Origin of the sequence: Marinobacter pelagius, from assembly GCF_900114925.1 — a bacterium.
In the GTDB taxonomy this organism is placed as follows: domain Bacteria; phylum Pseudomonadota; class Gammaproteobacteria; order Pseudomonadales; family Oleiphilaceae; genus Marinobacter; species Marinobacter pelagius.
The window spans coordinates 44,822-63,308 of sequence record NZ_FOUR01000005.1 but is presented as its reverse complement, the minus strand read 5'-3'; the positions used below and the strand labels follow the sequence as shown (position 1 = coordinate 63,308).

Sequence of the window (18,487 nt, the reverse complement as noted above, 5' to 3'; positions counted from 1 at the left end):
GTCCGGGCGAGGCATTAGGAACGTTTGCGGATCAGCGCTTCCTGGGTGGTGGATGCCACCAGCACGCCGTCCCGGTTATAGAAGTTGCCCCGGTTGAAGCCCCGACCACCGGAGGTGCTGGGGCTGTCCTTGTCATAGAGCAGCCATTCGTCCATGCGGAAATCCCGGTGGAACCAGATGGCGTGGTCCAGGCTGGCCACCTGCATGTTCTTGCTGGTGAAGGTCAGGCCATGGGGTTGCATGGACGTGGCCAGGAAATGGAAATCGGAAGCATAGGTCAGCAGGCACCGGTGCAGTACCGGATCCTCGGGCAGCGGCCCCTGGGCCCGCAACCAGCTTTGCCTTTGGGGCGGTCGCTTCTCCGGCTGCAACGGATTGACCGGATCTACCGGGCGGATCTCGATGGGGCGATCCCGGGTCAGGGTCTCGCGGAAGCGCTCGGGCACATGCGGAGCCAGGATCCTGCCGAGCTCCTGCTCGGACTTGAGGCTTTCCGGCTCAGGCGCATCGGGCATATCGAACTGGTGCTCGAAGCCCGGCTCCTCACCCTGGAAGGACATGGAACCGGTCAGAATTTCCTTGCCATCCTGACGGGCAATCACCCGGCGTACGGAGAAGCTGCCGCCGTCCCGGACCCGCTGCACCTCGTAGTCGATGGGCATGCTGTGATTGCCCGGCCGCAGGAAATAGGCATGCAGAGAGTGGCACAGACGACCCTCAACGGTGCGGCTGGCCGCCATCAGCGCCTGGCCGAGAACCTGGCCACCGAACACGTTGGGAAACCCCAGGTCCTCACTGTCGCCCTGGAAGTGATCGTCGCCGATGGGGGAAAGGTCCAGCAGCTCCACCAGCTTCTTTGTGACTTCTAGCATGCCTGCTCCTGTCAATTAATTAGCTCACGAAGGGGTTTTCTACCCCAAGTACGGCTTTTTCGCAATGACAAGCAGGCATGGCCTGTGATGACACCACTACCACAGGCCATGACGGGCTCAGTTGTGGATGGGCGGTACTTCCTTCGACAGCGCCTGTTTTTCCACGGCGAAGCGACCCGTCACTGCGAATCCCAACACCTCTCCGGCACTATTGCGGAACAGGGCACGCACACTGGTCCCCTCGGTTTCCACTTCCCACTGGCCGTCGGCCCCGGACGGGGGCGGGCACACGGCCGTCGGGCAGCATGGAGTCTTGATCATCACCGGCATGGTGCCGTAGCTCACCTCGGTGCGCTCGCCAGTCAGGGTCTTGGCCAGCGCCCGGGCACAGGCCATCAGCGGCAGCACGTAAAGCAGCACATGGCCATCCACCTCGGCGCAGTCCCCCAGGGCATAGATATCCGGGGCGGAGGTTTCCAGAGCGCGGTTCACCTTGATGCCCTTGCCGACATCGACGCCGGCACTTTCGGCCAGGCCCGTGCGGGGATGCAGACCCACAGCGGAAAGGACAACGTCCGCCTCGAGACTCTCGCCGTTGGCCAGGGTCAGCCGGACGCCACCGTTGTGACGATCGATCCGGTCGACCACGGTCCCCAGATGAAAGCGGACCCCCAGGTTTTCCAGCTCCTGCTGCACCGCATTGGCGGCCGGCTCCGGCAACAGGCCCGGCATCACCACTTCCGATGGCGCGATAACGTCCACCTCGTAGTCGCCATTGCGCAAATCGTTGGCGAACTCGCAGCCGATCAGACCGGCACCCATGATCGCCACCTTCTGGCCATCCGCCAAAGCTTCACGAAAGGCCCGATAGTCCATCAGGTCATTGATGGAGAACACATGCTCCTGGCCATCACCGGCAATGGTCAGACGAATGACATCCGCACCCCAGGCCAACACCAGCTTGCTGTACTTCAGTCGTTCGTCGCCGATGATCAGTTCGTGAGCCTCGGGATCAATACCGGTCACCGTGGTGAAGGTCCGTAGCTGGACACCGAACTGCTCCTCCATGGCGTCGGTGGACGCCTGGGCCAGACCATCGGCATCCTTGCCCTTGGTGAACCCGGTGGACAACATGGGTTTGGAATAGCTGACGCCGTCATCAGCGGTAACCATGACCACCGGGGTATCCTTGTCCTGTTTGCGGAACTCCCGGACCAGGGAGTAGCCGGACAAACCGGTCCCGACAATAACGATGGGGGCCTGTTCAGACATAGCGGTACTCCCGTGCGTTAACCGATCTCGATCATCTCGAAGTCTTCCTTGCCCACACCACAATCCGGGCACACCCAGTCCTCGGGGACATCTTCCCACTTGGTGCCCGGCTCGATACCGTCTTCCGGCCAGCCCTCGGCCTCGTCATAGATAAGTCCACAGACCACGCACTGCCACTTCTTCATCAATACTCTCCCCGAACATTCGTTTGTGGATGAATATCATACCGGCCCCCTTCCCGGACACCAATGCCATTACGGACGGCCACCCGGAGAGTTTTCTGCCAATAGCCATAAATACAGATATTCGCCCCCACAACCGCCCCTCCCTTCTGACCAGCCACTCCGGTATAATCGCCCGTTTTAGACAGGATCCGACCGTTATGACCGATACCGTCGCCGAAATGAACCAGGTCATGGCCGAGGCCGACTGCCTGGTTGACGAACAGCAGGTACAGGCTGCCATCGGCAATCTGGCTGACGACATCACCGCCCGTCTCAAGGACAGCAATCCGCTGGTGTTCTGTGTAATGAACGGGGGCCTGATCCTTACCGGCCAGCTGCTGACCCGGCTGACCTTCCCGGTCCAGGCCGAGTACCTTCACGCTACCCGATACCGCCAGGAAACCACCGGCGGCATTCTGGAATGGAAGCTGCAGCCCGAAGCCGACATGAATGGCCGTACCGTGCTGATCGTCGATGACATTCTCGACGAAGGCACCACCCTGTGCGCGATTGCCGACTACTGTCTCGCCCATGGCGCATCCGAGGTCCTGACTGCGGTGCTGGTGGACAAGCAGCACGACCGCAAGGCCCGCCCCGGCCTGAAGGCCGACTTCACCGGCCTGGAAGTGGAAGACCGCTTCCTGTTCGGTTATGGCATGGACTACAAAGGCTATTGGCGCAACGCCCCCGGGATCTATGCCGTCAAGGGACTCTGAGCACCAACCGGGCATTCCGCTGACCCGCTGGTATCGTTCCCTCGCCGCAGCCAGCCTTCGCAACCCGGAGGTTCGCGGCCCGGCCCGCTACTGGCTCCAGCTGGAGGGTTCGTTCACCCGTGCCCTCCAGAAAGAATGCCGCGAATCCTTCCACGTCGAGATCCAGCGCGAAGGCTTCGGCCGTCCCTCCCTCGAGGAGGCGCAACGGCTGGCCATACCCGAGCGCGAGCAGGCGTGGATCCGCGAGGTCCGGCTGTGCGGCGACGGGCGCCCCTGGGTGCTGGCCCGCACCATCATCCCCCTGGACTGCCTGGAGGGGCGCAACCGCATCCTGCGCAACCTGGGCAACAAACCCCTCGGCGCCTACCTGTTCAGCAGCCCCCGCTGGCAACGGGGCCCCCTGGAAACCGGGCTGTGTGCGCCGCAGGGCAGCGAACAACCTCGCCTTGCCCGACGCTCGATCTTCCATGACGGGAATCATTCCCTGCTGGTGGGCGAATACCTGCTGCCGATCCTGTATTCCTGAGCCCGACCTTTAACTGGCCGGAACCGGCTGGCTATAATCCGCAGATTTATCCGTTTTTCCATTTGCTGCAACCGGATGCGTGCCATGATCCCGAACGCCATGCCCGACCACGTCCAGAGCCGCCTGACTGATTACGCCAGGCTGCTGCGAATCGATCGCCCCATCGGCTCACTGCTTCTGCTCTGGCCCACCTACTGGGCACTCTGGCTCGCCGGGGACGGCAACCCCGGCATCGGCAATATCATCGTCTTTACCCTGGGCGTTTTCTTCATGCGCGCCGCCGGCTGCGCCATCAATGATTTTGCCGACCGGGACTGGGACAAACACGTCAAACGCACCAAAGACCGCCCACTGACCGCCGGGCGCATCCAGGCCTGGGAGGCAGTTGCCCTGTTCGCCGGCCTGTGCCTGATCTCGTTCCTGATGGTGGTTCTGTTCACCAACACCCTGACCCTGTATCTGTCCTTTGGCGGGGTCATCCTGGCGTTCATCTATCCGTTCATGAAACGCTATACCCACCTGCCCCAGCTTTTCCTGGGTGCCGCCTTCTCCTGGGCCATCCCCATGGCATGGGCGGCGGAAGCCAATGAACTCAGCCAGCTGACCTGGCTGCTGTTCACCGCCAACGTACTCTGGACCGTGGCCTACGATACCCTCTACGCCATGGTCGACCGGGACGATGACCTCAAGGTCGGCATCAAGTCCACCGCCATCCTGTTCGGGGATGCCGACAAGGCCATCATCGGCATCCTTCAGGCCCTGGTCATCCTGATCCTGGTGATGGTCGGCCACCGGGCGGAGCTGGGCGCGTTCTACTACCTCGGCGTTGCCGTCATGGCCGGCCTGTTTGCCTATCATCAGTACCTGGCCCGGGACCGGGCCCGCGAGGGTTGCTTCAAGGCGTTCCTGAATAACAACTGGGCCGGCTTTGCGGTCTTTGCGGGACTGGTGATCGACCTGTTGTTCGGCTGAGGCTGTCATATACTTGTCATACTTCGACGTTGTAATGAGGCAGCAACAAATCAAGGTCTGACACAGGTTACACACCATGAACGGAAAAACTGTCCTGATCGTCGATGACGAGGCCCCCATCCGGGAAATGATTGCCGTGGCCCTCGAAATGGCAGATTACGACTACATTGAGGCAGCGGATGCCCGGGAAGCCCATGCCCTGATTGTCGACAAACAACCGGATCTGGTCCTGCTCGACTGGATGCTACCGGGCACCAGCGGCGTCGAGCTGGCCCGGCGACTGAAAAAAGACGAGGCCACCGCCGACATCCCGATCATCATGCTCACCGCCAAGGTCGAGGAAGACAACAAGATCCAGGGCCTGGAAGTGGGAGCCGATGACTACATCACCAAACCCTTCAGCCCCCGCGAACTGGTTGCCCGCCTCAAGGCCGTGTTGCGCCGCGCCACCCCGCCCGGCGTCGACTCGCCAATCGAAGTAGAGGGCCTCACCCTGGACCCGGTCGGCCACCGGGTAACCACCGAGGAAGGCGCCCTGACCATGGGCCCGACTGAATACCGCTTGCTCCAGTTCTTCATGACGCACCAGGAACGGGTCTATACTCGCTCCCAGCTTCTGGACCAGGTCTGGGGCGGCAACGTCTACGTCGAGGAGCGCACTGTCGATGTCCACATCCGGCGGCTGCGCAAGGCGCTGGGAGACAAGTACGACCACCTGATCCAGACTGTTCGGGGAACCGGTTACCGCTTCTCCACCAGAGCCGCATAAGCACTGCCGGCCACTCATTCTGCATCAGGCCGGAACTGACACAAGGCAGCTTTCGATGCACCACAACTGGTCACGCTACCTGCGGATAATCATTGCCGGGCTCGCCATTACCACACTGGTGGGCTTCATTTTCGACAGGCCCCTGTGGGGCCTGACCTTCGGGCTGGTGGTCTACCTGTGGTGGACCCTGGTCCAGGCACGCCGACTCTATCATTGGCTGGCCAATCCCAGCGGCACCGATGAAGCGCCCCAGAGCATTGGCATGTGGGGCGACATTTTCGATGGCCTGAATAAGCTGCACCAGAACCACCTGCGCACCCAGGACCGGCTGAGGGCGCGCATCAACCGGGTGCAGGAGTCCACCAATGCCATGCGCGACGGGGTCATCATGACCGATTCCCGGGGTGCGATGGAGTGGTGGAACGGCTCGGCCGAGTATCTGCTGGGTTTCCGCCGCAATACCGACCAGGGCCAGTACATCCATAACCTGATCCGCAACCCGGTGTTCAAAAGCTATTTTGATTCGCGGGACTACCGCGATCCGTTGGAGATCAACTCTCCGGCCAAACCTCACATCCATCTGCAGATCCAGATCAGCCTGTTCGGCGATGACGACCGGCTGATCGTGGCCAAGGATGTCACCCGCCTCTACCAGCTGGAGCAGATGCGCCGCGACTTTGTCGGCAACGTGTCCCACGAGATGCGCACCCCGCTGACGGTGATCAGTGGCTACCTGGAAACCCTGGTGGACCACGCCGACGAACTGCCGCCCAAGTGGCGGCGGGCCATCAACACCATGGCCGCCCAGTCCTCGCGGATGGAGGCCCTGATCACCGACCTGATCCTGCTGTCCCGGATCGAGACCGGCGAGCAGACGGTGGATGATGCCCTGACCGACGTCGACGCCCTGATCGAACAGATCTGCCATGACGCCAAGGCACTGAGCGGCGAAAAGCAGCACGAATTTACCGTCGACATCGCCGACCACCGGCTGTTGCGGGGCGACGAGAACCAGTTACGCAGCGCCTTCTCGAACCTGGTGTTCAACGCGGTGAAATACACGCCGGCCCATGGTCACATCACCATTTCCTGGACCACCAACCGGGAGGGCGCTCACCTCTCGGTCAAGGACACCGGGATAGGGATCGACCCGGTGCACATTCCCCGGCTGACCGAACGCTTCTACCGGGCCGACCCGAGTCGCCACAAGGACACCGGCGGTACCGGCCTGGGCCTGGCGATCGTCAAGCACGTGCTGCTCAACCACGATGGCAACCTGGAGATCCGCAGCCGGATCGGTGAGGGCAGCGAGTTCATCTGTCACTTCCCACGGGAAAGGCTGGTCGAGCGGGTACCGGAATCCACCGCGAACGATTAACCGGCCCCCGGGGAACCGGAAGCTTAAACAATTGTCATCACCCACTGGTGATTGCGGTATTTTCACACCACGAAAACACGCTACCATGACAACAACAGCTTCCATCCAAGACTATCCGGTTCGAGGTATCGAGTGCGCTTCACTCTCTCAAGGACATCCCGCGGGCCGCTGGCCCTGATCATCGCCAGCATCCTGGCTCCGGCTACTGGCACCGCCCTTGCCCAGGAACAGAACCAGGCCGAGCCAATCACCCAGCAGGCATTTTTCGAATGCAAGGCGAGGCTTGAGCAACAGGCCATCGACGCCGGCGTCAGCCAGGCTACTGCCAGCCAGGTCATGGCCCAGGTGGAACACCTGGACCGGGTGATCGAACTGGATCGCCGGCAGCCGGAATTCACCACCACCTTCGCCGATTACCTGAACCGTCGGGTCAATGAGGCCCGGGTCAGCAAGGGCCGGGAGATGCTGGCCGAACACCGGGACCTGCTGGAGCGGGTAACGGATGAAACCGGTGTTCCGGCACCCTACCTGGTGGCGTTCTGGGGCCTGGAGACCAATTTCGGCAGCTACTTCGGCAAGATGTCCGTGCCCAGCGCCCTGACCACCCTCGCCTGTGATGCCCGCCGGAGCACGTTCTTCACCCAGCAGCTGATCGCCGCCCTGCGCATCATCGATGAGGGCGCGATACCCGCTGACCAGATGGAGGGCTCCTGGGCCGGCGCCATGGGGCACGTCCAGTTCATGCCCACGGTCTTTCTGCAGCATGCGGTGGACGCCGATGGCGATGGCCGCCGGGATCTCTGGAACAGCCTGCCCGATGCCATGATGTCTGCCGGAAAATTCCTGCAGTCCATGGGCTGGGACGGGGACTACCGCTGGGGACGCGAGGTATTGTTGCCCGATAGCTTTGATTACAACCTGGCCGATGGCCGCCGCCTGGCGCTGAGCGAATGGCGCAACATGGGCATCACCGATGCCTTTGGCAACGCCTTATCCCGCGCCGACATCAAGGCCAAGCTCGTGGTGCCTGCGGGGCATCAGGGACCGGCGTTTCTGGTCTACGATAACTTCCGGGTGATCATGGGCTGGAACCGTTCCGAATTCTACGCCATCGCGGTCGGCCACCTGGCGGACCGGGTGGCGGGTGCCGGCAAGCTGCAGAACCCGCCACCGGAGGATGCACCGGCCCTTTCCCGGGACAACATCATGGAACTGCAGGAAGCCCTGACCGACCGGGGTTTTGACACCGGCAAACCGGACGGCATCCTCGGCCCGGCCACACGATCGGCCATTCGCAAGTTCCAGGCTGCCTCCGGCATGGTTGCCGACGGATATCCCGGACAAGCCGTTCTGGCCAGACTGAACGTATCTACCGGTAACTGATTCGATACGTAAGGCAGAGGTCGGAAAACACCATGGATTCCATAACCCAGGTTGCCCTTGGAGCCTCCATCGCCGGCGCGGTTGCGGGCAAAACCCTGGGACGCTCGGCACTCCTGATCGGCGGTGCGCTCGGCACACTGCCCGATCTGGACGTGGTCATCGACTATGGCTCCGCCGTGGCCAATTTCACCCAGCATCGCGGCTTCAGCCACTCACTCCTGGTCCTGGCGCCGCTGGCGCTGCTGCTGGCCTGGCTGCTGTGGCGCTGGAAGCCCGCGCTGGACTTCCGACGATGGCTGCTGCTGACCGGTCTCGTCCTGCTGACACACCCGATACTGGATGCCTTTACCACCTATGGCACCCAGTTGTTCTGGCCGTTTGGCGGGCCGGTTGCCGTCAACAGCATCTTCATCATCGACCCGGCCTATACCCTGCCACTGCTGGCCGGCTGCATCCTGTTCCTGATCCGACCTCCGGCCCAGCGTGCCATTGCCGTTGGCCTGGCCCTGTCCACCGTTTATCTCGGCTGGACCCTGGCCGCGCAGCAGATCATCACCAACCGGGTCACGCCCGCGCTGGCACAGGCCGGCATGGAAAACGCCCGGCTGATGGTACAGCCCATGCCCTTCAATACGGTGTTGTGGCGGGCCACCGCCATAAACGACGAACAGCGGGTGGAAATCGTGACCGGTTTCCTCGACGGTGACCAGGCGCTGACCCTGGAAACCTTCCCCCGCGATCCGCAACTGGCTCAAGCCGTGGCCGATCTACCGGAAGTGCAACGCCTGGAGTGGTTCACCGGCGGCTTTCTGGACTACGCCACCGACGGTGACCGGATCACCGCCACGGATATCCGCCTTGGCCTGCCCGGTGCGCATCCCTTTACCTTCGTGGTCGCCCGCAATAACGGCGGCCAGCTCCTGCCGCTCACCAGCAGCCGCCTGCCAAGACCCGCGGTCAATGATCAGGCGTTGAACCAGCTGTGGGCCCGGGTGACCGGCAAGAGCAAGGTGCTCTGCCTTGCCACCCTGAGCACACCGGCACCGGGACAGAGTTGCTGATGACTCTGCGCCTGGACCAGTTCATCGCCAATTGCACCGAACTGTCCCGCAAGGAGGCCAAGCGGGCAATTGGCACCGGCGCCGTTAACGTCGACGGGGCCGTCTGCAAAACCGCCAACCGGAAAATTCCCGATGATGCCCGCGTCACCCTGGACGGCGAGTTGCTGACCCTCCGCGGCGAGCGCTACCTGATGATGAACAAGCCCGAGGGCGTGGTCAGTGCCACCAGCGACAGCGAGCATCCGACCGCCCTGGACCTGCTGCCAGCAGAGCTTGCCCGAGACCTGCACATGGCCGGCCGGCTGGACCTGGATACCACAGGCCTGTTGCTGCTGACCACCGACGGCCTGTGGTCCCACCGCGTCACCTCGCCCCGGACCGACTGCCCCAAGACCTACCGGGTCAGTCTCGAAGAACCGCTGACCGAAGCGGCGGAGCAGACACTGACCACCGGGGTGTTACTGCGCAATGAGGACAGGAAAACGCGCCCGGCGACCATCAGGCGGGTGAATGACAGGGTGATCGAGCTGACCATCTCCGAGGGGCGCTATCATCAGGTCAAACGCATGCTGGCAGCGGTGGGAAATCATGTGGTGGCGCTGCACCGGCTACGGGTAGGCGAGATTGTTCTGGACCCGGAGCTTGCGCCCGGCGAATACCGTGCCCTGACCAGGCAGGAGGTCGCCAGCGTCGGTCCGGGCTGATCAGATCCGCTCGAAGCGTTTGGCCTCTAGGTTCTTGCGGACTGCCCCGGCCTCGAACACCTCGCCGTTCATGGTGATGTAGACCCCCGGCGGCAGTAATTGCACCGCCGACCAGGCGAAGCCCAGGTTGAACACCGCATCGGTACGGCGCATCCGCGCCGGCTGCATGGCTCCGAACAGCACGATGGTCCGGTCGCTCAGGGACGACAGCCGTTCCGCCGTCTGGGCCATGGTATCCGTACCGTGGGTGATCAGTATCTTCTGCCCCTCACAACCGGCCACGGCATCGAAAATCCTGTCCCTGTCATCATCGGTCATATCCAGGCTGTCCTTGCGCAACACCCCGTGGACACGGTAGCCCTCGTGGATGTTGGATTCCGACAACAGTTCGGGCAACAACGAATCACCAATCTCGAACTGGCTGCTGGCATCAAAATACACCTTGTCGATGGTGCCGCCGGTGGTGAAGATGTCGATCATGGCTCGGGTGCGTCCCTGTCAGTTCACTGTGGCGGGGCCGTTGTCGGCAACCGCGTATGAGGCGTTCTTTTCCTGCTCATAGCGACGGGCCGCCTTTGCGACGGTACCGGTTTCACCGGAAGCCAGCCAGCGCTTGATGCGCCCGGAATCCCCCAGTGGCGAGCGGGTACCCAGGGAGTCCAGCAGGACCGTCACGACCTTCTCACCATTCATGTCTGAAACCATCACCAGGCAACGCCCCGCCTCGGACAGGTAACCGGTCTTGCTCAACTCGACGCCCCAACTGTCCCGATGCACCAGCGGGTTGGTGTTGCCGAAGGACAGACTGTATCTCGGGTTCCGGAAATGGGCACGGTAATAGCCGGTGGTGGAATACTCCCGGATCTCCGGATGTTTCAGGGTAGCATTGACCAGACGAACCAGGTCCGAGGCCGTGGAGACATTGAGCACCGACAAACCGGTGGGATCCACGAACCGGGTGCCGGACATACCCAGAGCCCGGGCTTTCTCATTCATCGCTTGGACAAAAACGTCATAACCGCCGGGATGATTGCTGGCGAGGGTATAGGCGGCGAAGTTCTCCGAGGACATCAGCGCGATCCGGATCACCTCGGACCGGGGCAGGGTCGAGTCCACACGGATCCGGGTGTAGGCATTATTGGCCGCCGGGGTGTGACGTTCATGGAAAGTGAGCGCTTCATCCAGGGGCTGACCGGATTCCAGCACCACCAGGGCGGTCATCAGCTTGGTGACGGAGGCGATGGGCACCTGCCGGTCCGCGTTCTTGCCAAAAACCAGGTTATCGTCACCAACGCGGGCCACCGCGGCGTTAACCGACGCCAGATTCGGCCCGGTACCGGCCTGCGCGGTGGTCACAAAAACCATCACCAGAAGCAGCAATGCCCCGCTTTTGAATTTCCCGATCATGCCTGTCACTGCTCCCCCTGTATCGAGCCTCGGCGATAGCACCCCACTATAACAGCGGAGACGAATGTCTGACATGTCACATTTTCCCTGAAGCCTGCTGGCCAGGAAATGCAAAATAACTTAAAAATCTGTAAAATTTCCGTTAATTCATGAAGTTACATTTCGTTAATCAATGTAACCGTTGTGCAACCGTCACGCCACCGGCAGTCAGGACTCCCTCCGAATGGATTCGCATGCCCAAAGCCACGCCAACGCACCAGCTCCGGTTGCCGGCCTGCGATGCTCCGCGACACAGCTGACCCGATGGCTGCCCCTGGCCCTGCTGGCGGCAAGCGTGGTCTATGGGCTGGTTGCCACTCTCTGGCTGCTACCGGCCAATATGGTCCACGATGAGCCGCAGCCCCCGCCAATGACGCCCGCCGGTGGGGTGAGCCTGCCCAGCCATTCGGATTACCGGATCGAGCCGTTGCAAACGGTACTGGCCACCGGCTCCTGGCAGCGCGCGGATGGCTGGACCTCGAAAGACCTGGACCACTCCGGCGCAGGCTATCCCTACCAGCCGGTCACCTATCGCCTGCAGCTGAGCAACACCGCCGGTGCCCCGGTGGACAGAAAGCTGATTGTCGAAGCGCCCTACCTCGACCACCTGGCTCCGGTGATGATCCATCCGGACGGGCGCATGGAACACCTGGCGATCCTGGGCGATCTCTACCCGTTCGATCACCGCTACATTGGCCTGCCCCAGTGGATCTGGCCGGTGACCCTGGAACCGGGGACGACCACGCTGCTGATGGAGGTCCGGAACAACGGCCCGGTACTTCTACCGGTTTCCCTGGCCCGGACCGACGAAGTCATCAACCAGGGCGCTGCCAACCTCGCCTGGAAGGCCTTCATCACCGGCCTGCTGGTGTTCGCCCTGCTGCTGAACCTGAGCATTGTGTTCCGGCTCAGACGCCCCGGTCTGGCATGGCTGAGCGTGCTTATGGTCGCCGTCATCTACAGCCAGCTGATCATGGAAGGCCTGGGGCTCTGGCTGCTCTGGCCCGAACGCCCTGAACTCAACGCCCTGCTCGGCGTCACCCTACCGCTTTGCCTGATCGCCCTGTGCGAATTCACGCCCCATTTCCTGTCGGTGGGCAAGGTCGCGGCCGGGGTGCTCAGGTTACTCAGCGTGTTGGGCGGACTACACCTGCTGGCAGCCCCCTTCGCCCTGGACTGGATCGGCCAGGATGCCTTCCTGGTGATCAGCGCCCTGGGTGGTCTGTTCATATTCAGCCTGGCCCTGTGGCATCGCCGGCATCTGTACGGCCGCTATTTTGCCCTGTCGATCCTGGCCATTCTCATCGGTGCCATTGTTACGTCCATGCGGACGGTCGGCTGGCTACCGGTCAACAACCTGACCGACTCGGCCTTCTTCCTCGGAGCTGCGCTGGGCTCGCTGATCCTGACCAGCGGCGTCGGCCGGTTGCTGGTGCAGGAACGCAAGCGTCGTATGGGCTCCGATATCCGGGTCCAACAGGAGCGACAGTTACGGACCCGCATCGAGAAACGATATGACCAGCTGATGAAAACACACCGGGTAACCGGCCGGCCCAACCGCCCGGTCCTGGAAGAGACCCTGGAAACCATTGACTGTAACCAGACCCCCTTCAGCCTTTGCATTGTCCGACTGGCCCGGTTCAACGAGGTCGAACAGGCCCTGGGGTACCGCACTGCCGAAGACCTGCTCAAGCAGTACCTGCGACAACTCAACAACCTCCTCAAGCGCACCCTGGCCAGTCGGCTGGTGACGATTAACGGCCATGCCGTTGCCACGCTCGATACCGCCAACCACGCCTTCGCTTTCTACCGGGACGAGGACGGAAGCCAGAACGATCCGGCCCTGACCGCCATCACCGGTTGGCTGGGCGAGAACTTCCGGGAAGGCCGGTTTTCCTTTTCCTGGGCAGCAACGCTCGGACTCGCCCATGCTCCGGAGCATGGCCGGGATGCGTCCTCCGTGCTGTCGTCCGCCGGATTTGCATCGCTGGATGACAGCCGGCCATTGTCCGTATACGACCCGTCCGTTGCACACCGGCAATACCGCCAACAGATCCTGATCCTTGATGTTGAGGCAGCCCTGAAAGCCGGTGAGATGTGGCTGGAGTACCAGCCCAAGGTCAACATCCGCGACGGGCGAATCAGTTCCCTCGAAGGTCTGGTGCGCTGGCACCACAGTGAATTTGGCCGGGTATCACCGGACCAGTGGATTCCCCTGGCCGAAGAGGTGGGCATCATCCATCCGGTGACGCTATGGGCACTGGATCGTGCCTGCCGGGACTTTGCCGTGCTGCGCCAACAGTTCGGGCCGCATATTGCGGTCTCGGTTAACATCTCCGCAAAGGACCTGGCCCGCCCCGGGTTTCACCGGGTTGCCGCCGGTATTACCCGCCGCCACGGCCTGGCTCCGGAGAACATCATTCTGGAGATCACCGAAACGGCCATGATGAGTGACCCCCGCATCGCCCGCACCACTATCGGTCAACTAAGTGATACCGGATTCCGGATCGCCCTTGACGATTTCGGCGCCGGACATTCCTCCCTCGGCACCCTGGCCACTTTCGACCTGGACGAGCTCAAGATCGACCGCAGCTTCCTGAAGGACATCATGGCTGACCCCAGGCGCCAGAAGATTCTTCAGGTGGCTATGGAGCTGGGCGAGAGCCTGGACCTGGATGTGGTCGTGGAAGGGGTCGAGGACGAAGCCATCGCCATCTGGCTCCAGCAGTTCCCCGGCCTTTACGGCCAGGGCTACTACTGGGGGCCACCGGTGATGCCGGGAACAGATTAGGGCAGGTCTGTGACTGCGCCTTTGGAGGCGGAACTGACGGTTCGGGCGTACTTGGCCAGCACACCGCGGGTCACCCTCGGGACCGGTGCCTGCCAGGCCTGGCGCCGGCGCTCCATCTCCGCTTCTGACACGTCCAGCTCGATGCGGTTAGCCACGGCGTCGATGGTAACCGTGTCGCCATCCTCCACCAGCGCGATGGGGCCGCCGTCCGCCGCCTCCGGGGTGATATGGCCGACCACGAAGCCATGGCTGCCACCGGAAAAACGGCCATCGGTGATCAGTGCCACATCACTGCCAAGTCCCTTGCCCATAATCGCGGAGGTAGGACTCAACATTTCCCGCATACCGGGGCCGCCCTTCGGACCTTCGTAACGGATCACCAGGACATCTCCGGCCACCACGGTGCCGTCGAGAATCCGGGCCTGGGCCTCCTCCTCGGAATGAAAGACCCGGGCGCGACCGGTGAAATGAGTGCCCTCCTTGCCGGTGATCTTGGCCACCGCACCGGTAGGCGCCAGATTGCCGTAGAGAATGCGCAGATGGCTGTCGGCCTTGATGGGATCCTCGAAGGCATGGATGATGTCCTGCCCCTCGGGGTAGGGCTCGACATCCGCCAGGTTCTCCGCCAGCGTCCCGCCGGTCACGGTCAGACAGTCGCCGTGCAACAGCCCCCGATCCAGCAACATTTTCATCAACGGCTGGATACCGCCAATGGCCACCAGTTCGGACATCATGTAGTGGCCGCTGGGCCTCAGGTCCGCCAGCACGGGGACCCGCTTGCCGATCTCGGTGAAATCGGCCAGATCCAGCTCCACGCCCACGGTACTGGCCATCGCCAGCAGGTGAAGTACCGCATTGGTGGAACCGCCCAGGGCGATGACTACGGTAATGGCGTTCTCGAAAGCCTTGCGGGTCATGATGTCCGAGGGCCGGATACCCTTTTCCAGCAGGTTCAATACCGCTGCACCGGCGGCCCGGCAATCCTCCACCTTGGTCTCGGAAACCGCGTTCTGGGCCGAGCTTCCGGGCAGACTCATGCCCATGGCCTCGATGGCCGACGCCATGGTGTTGGCGGTATACATACCGCCACAGGAGCCCGGACCGGGTATGGCGGTCTCCTCGATCTGCTTTACCTCGATCAGGTCCAGATCGCCCCGGGCATGGGCACCCACCGCCTCGAACACCGAGATGATGTCGGTGTGGTTCTTGCCAGGCATGATGGTGCCGCCATAGACAAACACCGACGGCCGGTTCAACCGCGCCAGCCCCATCATGCAACCGGGCATATTCTTGTCGCAGCCGCCGATGGCCACCAGGCCGTCAAAGCCCTCGCAGCCGGCAGCGGTCTCGATGGAATCGGCAATCACCTCACGGGACACCAGGGAGTACTTCATGCCCTCGGTACCGTTGGCGATACCGTCGGACACCGTGATGGTATTGAAGATCAGGGACTTGCCACCCGCCTCGTCGGCACCGGCGGCGGATTCCTCGGCCAGCCGGTTGATGTGCATATTGCAGGGCGTGAGATTGCTCCAGGTTGAGGCAATACCCACCTGCGGCTTGCGGAAATCCTCATCGGTAAAGCCCACGGCCCGGAGCATGGCCCGACTGGCGGACTTGCCAATGCCATCCACCACCGGAGATGAGTATTGACGGCGTTTGTCGTCTGTCATGGCAGCCTCCAGATCTTCAGGAATGATCGGCTCAGGATCTCAGATTCGGCGGTTAACCTCAAAATCCCGACCGGAAACAATATGCAGTCCCGAATGACCTGCATCAAGGGGCCCCGTGCTGCCAGCTCTTACAATCCCAGACAGATCATCCCAGTCACGGAGGCATACCATGCCATCGCCAATCCAGCCCCGGCCGGCGCCGACCACCGGTCAGCATTGCCCACAATATGATCTGTGGCGACAAGGCTACGGGGTCATCCAGCACTCGGATGCAACCTGCGTTCAGGTCCAGACGCTGGCGGAGCGCCTGGTACAGCGGGGACTGCAACCGGACACCGAAGCGGTCTATCGCAAACTGGTGGCGTTGGACCGCCTGACCAGTGCCGGCCTCTGGCTGGTGGTGCATATGACCTATACCCGGCGTGTGGACATGACCGGGGCGCCCCTGACTCCCCAGGATTTCAAAACCAGCCCGGAGGGCCATACCGGTGGTGCTCTGAACATGGTCCCCGCCTACGCCGCCTACCTTGCCCTCAACAGCCTGACCGGCGAGACCCGAAGCTGGTTGATGGGTCAGGGTCATTGCGTTGCGGCGGTGGACGCACTCAACGTCCTGACCGGCAATCTCCATCCGGAACAGCAGGCGCGTTACCGGGGCCCCGAGGGCCTGTCCCGGCTGGCCGAGGATTTCTACAGTTATGGCCAGAAACCCGATGGTTCCATGGCGGCGCCGATCGGCAGCCATGTCAACCCGCATACGGCCGGGGGCATCATTGAAGGAGGTTACCTGGGTTTCGCGGAACTCCAGTACGCCCACATGCCCCTGCCCGGTGAATCCCTGGTGGCTTTCCTGTCTGACGGGGCCGCCGAGGAGCAGCGTGGCAGTGACTGGATCCCGCGATGGTGGCGTCAAGAGGATTGCGGCCTGGTTCTGCCAATCATGATTGCCAACGGACGGCGCATCGAGCAGCGCACCGAGCTGGGTACCCGGGAGGGTCTGGAACGGTTCGAGGCGCACCTGAGCCACCGGGGGTTTGACCCGGTCCGTTTCGACGGCCGCGACCCCGCCGCCTTCGTCTGTGCCCTGTTCTCCATGGAGGAGGCCCTGAAAGATCACGGGCAAGCCGCCATGAAGGGCGAAATACGTTACCCGGTGCGCATCCCCTATGGCATCGCCGAAACCGTCAAGGGTTACGGCTTCTATGGCGCCGGCAGCAATGCCGCCCATAACCTGCCCCTGCCCGGCAATCCCCGGATCGACGCCCGGGCCCGGGAGCTGTTCCAGACCCACATCAAGCCACTCTGGGTCAACCCGGACGAGCTTCAGGACGCGGTCCGGCAACTGGGCGAACATGAACGGCAAAACCGGCCCCTGGAACGTGATCATCCCCTGGCACGCCGCAACCCGGACGACCCGGTCATTCCCCGACTGGCTCCGTGCCGGGAGCCATCGTCATCGCCCATGAAAGCGGTGGACCACTTTTTCCGGGCCCTGGTTGCCGAGAACCCGGATTTTCGGCCTCGGGTCGGCAACCCGGACGAGCTTGCCAGCAATCGGCTGACCGGGATCCTGAAGGCCCTCAAACACCGGGTCAACGATCCCGAGAATGACCAGGAAGATATCCACGGCAAGATCATCACGGTACTGAACGAGGAAGCGGTGATCTCGGCATGCCTGGCCAACAAGGCCGGCCTCAACCTAGTGGCCAGCTATGAGGCGTTCTGCGTCAAGATGCTCGGCGCCATCCGCCAGGAACTGATTTTCGCCCGGCACCAGAAAGCCGTCGGTCGACCTGCTCGCTGGCTTGGGTTCCCGGTCATCGCAAGTTCCCACACCTGGGAAAACGGCAAGAACGAACAATCACACCAGGACACCACCTTCTGCGAGAGCCTGCTGGGCGAGATGAACGATGTTTCCCGAGTGATCTTCCCCGCGGACTACAACAGTACTCTGGCCGCGCTGCCCTCGGTCTACACCGACCGTGGGCGTCTGACCTGCATGGTGGTACCCAAACGGGAGCGGCCTTGTGTCTTTGACGCCCATGAAGCCGACACCCTCGCCCGACACGGCGCGCTGGTGGTGGACGAGGACACCTGTGCCGGGGAACCGCTGCTGCTGATTGCCAACGGCGCCTATCAGCTGTCCGAGACAATCCGGGCCTGTGAACGCCTGCGGGAGACCGGAACCCCGTTCCGGCTGGTCTATGTGCAGGAACCCGGCCGGTTCCGTCAGCCCCGGGATGCCGACGAAGCCGCGACCTGCGCCTCGGAATTCGAACGGGAACGACTCTTCCCCCATCGCCTGAGGCGGCGTGTCAGCCTGACCCACATGCGCCCGGAGGTTTTCAGGGGGCACCTGCATACCCTGTTTCCGGAACCGGCTCATAGCCGGGTACTGGGCTATATCAACCAGGGTGGAACCCTGAATGTGGCCGGTATGCTGTTTGCTAACCAGTGTTCCTGGGGCCACCTGCTGGTCGCCTGCGCCCAGGCCATGGAACAGCCCCCCGGGGAATGGCTGTCGAGTGCCGAACTGGCCGCTGTGGAAGGCCGGGGCGATCCGTCTGTGATCACCCGGGGCCTGCCCACCGCCTGAGCCCGGGCAAACTCGGGCGGCTTGCCAGCGGGCTCAGGGAGGCCGAGCAAGCCCCCGGTTTGTAGGCTAGTATTCGTACTTTGATCAGTGGATAGCGAGTCTGT

At 62.6% G+C, this 18,487-nt stretch carries 16 protein-coding genes; 10 read left to right on the top strand and 6 right to left on the bottom strand.

What is annotated here, in order from left to right; translation table 11 throughout:
• Positions 1–14: 14 nt before the first annotated feature.
• From tesB to BM254_RS11215, 3 genes are all read right to left on the bottom strand, one after another.
• On the bottom strand, positions 15–872 hold the full coding sequence (gene tesB, locus BM254_RS11225; RefSeq protein WP_092003322.1) for an acyl-CoA thioesterase II: 858 nt from the start codon (positions 870–872) through the stop codon (positions 15–17).
• Between the two features lie 117 nt (positions 873–989).
• On the bottom strand, positions 990–2,144 hold the full coding sequence (locus BM254_RS11220; RefSeq protein WP_092003319.1) for an NAD(P)/FAD-dependent oxidoreductase: 1,155 nt from the start codon (positions 2,142–2,144) through the stop codon (positions 990–992).
• A gap of 17 nt (positions 2,145–2,161) precedes the next feature.
• Positions 2,162–2,329: a rubredoxin gene (locus tag BM254_RS11215; protein WP_008173532.1), complete on the bottom strand. Its 168-nt coding sequence runs from the start codon at positions 2,327–2,329 to the stop codon at positions 2,162–2,164.
• A 197-nt stretch (positions 2,330–2,526) separates the two neighbouring features.
• On the opposite strand from BM254_RS11215, the gene BM254_RS11210 reads away from it, so the two are divergent.
• From BM254_RS11210 to rsuA, 8 genes are all read left to right on the top strand, one after another.
• Entirely contained in the window at positions 2,527–3,084 is a 558-nt protein-coding gene (locus BM254_RS11210) for a hypoxanthine-guanine phosphoribosyltransferase (RefSeq protein WP_092003316.1), read from the top strand.
• Positions 3,065–3,610 (top strand): chorismate--pyruvate lyase family protein, encoded by a 546-nt coding sequence (locus BM254_RS11205; RefSeq protein ID WP_092003313.1) that lies wholly within the window; start codon positions 3,065–3,067, stop codon positions 3,608–3,610. The genes BM254_RS11210 and BM254_RS11205 overlap by 20 nt, the downstream gene beginning before the upstream one ends.
• A gap of 84 nt (positions 3,611–3,694) precedes the next feature.
• Positions 3,695–4,582 carry a 4-hydroxybenzoate octaprenyltransferase gene (gene ubiA, locus BM254_RS11200; RefSeq protein WP_092003308.1) on the top strand — a complete coding sequence of 296 codons (888 nt, stop codon included), beginning with the start codon at positions 3,695–3,697 and terminating at the stop codon, positions 4,580–4,582.
• A 76-nt stretch (positions 4,583–4,658) separates the two neighbouring features.
• A complete protein-coding gene (phoB, locus tag BM254_RS11195; protein WP_092003304.1) occupies positions 4,659–5,351 on the top strand; it encodes a phosphate regulon transcriptional regulator PhoB in 693 nt (230 codons plus the stop codon).
• A 55-nt stretch (positions 5,352–5,406) separates the two neighbouring features.
• A complete protein-coding gene (phoR, locus tag BM254_RS11190) occupies positions 5,407–6,729 on the top strand; it encodes a phosphate regulon sensor histidine kinase PhoR (RefSeq protein ID WP_092003302.1) in 1,323 nt (440 codons plus the stop codon).
• Positions 6,730–6,975: 246 nt separating this feature from the next.
• Positions 6,976–8,112: a lytic murein transglycosylase gene (locus BM254_RS11185; RefSeq protein WP_245777437.1), complete on the top strand. Its 1,137-nt coding sequence runs from the start codon at positions 6,976–6,978 to the stop codon at positions 8,110–8,112.
• 32 nt (positions 8,113–8,144) lie between these two features.
• Positions 8,145–9,173 (top strand): metal-dependent hydrolase, encoded by a 1,029-nt coding sequence (locus BM254_RS11180; protein ID WP_092003295.1) that lies wholly within the window; start codon positions 8,145–8,147, stop codon positions 9,171–9,173.
• A 5-nt stretch (positions 9,174–9,178) separates the two neighbouring features.
• On the top strand, positions 9,179–9,877 hold the full coding sequence (rsuA, locus tag BM254_RS11175) for a 16S rRNA pseudouridine(516) synthase RsuA (RefSeq protein ID WP_092003930.1): 699 nt from the start codon (positions 9,179–9,181) through the stop codon (positions 9,875–9,877).
• Here the strand turns inward: rsuA and BM254_RS11170 are convergent, their stop codons facing one another.
• The gene (locus BM254_RS11170) at positions 9,878–10,357 is read right to left on the bottom strand and encodes an asparaginase domain-containing protein (protein ID WP_092003292.1); all 480 of its coding nucleotides are present in this window, start codon (positions 10,355–10,357) and stop codon (positions 9,878–9,880) included. It abuts the gene before it with no gap.
• A gap of 18 nt (positions 10,358–10,375) precedes the next feature.
• A complete protein-coding gene (gene pbpG / locus BM254_RS11165) occupies positions 10,376–11,284 on the bottom strand; it encodes a D-alanyl-D-alanine endopeptidase (RefSeq protein WP_092003289.1) in 909 nt (302 codons plus the stop codon).
• Positions 11,285–11,507: 223 nt separating this feature from the next.
• On the opposite strand from pbpG, the gene BM254_RS11160 reads away from it, so the two are divergent.
• Positions 11,508–14,114: an EAL domain-containing protein gene (locus BM254_RS11160; RefSeq protein WP_092003286.1), complete on the top strand. Its 2,607-nt coding sequence runs from the start codon at positions 11,508–11,510 to the stop codon at positions 14,112–14,114.
• On the opposite strand, the gene ilvD is transcribed toward BM254_RS11160, so the two are convergent.
• The gene (gene ilvD / locus BM254_RS11155; RefSeq protein ID WP_092003283.1) at positions 14,111–15,787 is read right to left on the bottom strand and encodes a dihydroxy-acid dehydratase; all 1,677 of its coding nucleotides are present in this window, start codon (positions 15,785–15,787) and stop codon (positions 14,111–14,113) included. The genes BM254_RS11160 and ilvD overlap by 4 nt on opposite strands.
• 169 nt (positions 15,788–15,956) lie before the next feature.
• Between ilvD and BM254_RS11150 the strand changes: the two genes are divergently transcribed.
• A complete protein-coding gene (locus BM254_RS11150) occupies positions 15,957–18,383 on the top strand; it encodes a phosphoketolase family protein (RefSeq protein ID WP_092003281.1) in 2,427 nt (808 codons plus the stop codon).
• The last annotated feature ends 104 nt before the right edge of the window (positions 18,384–18,487 follow it).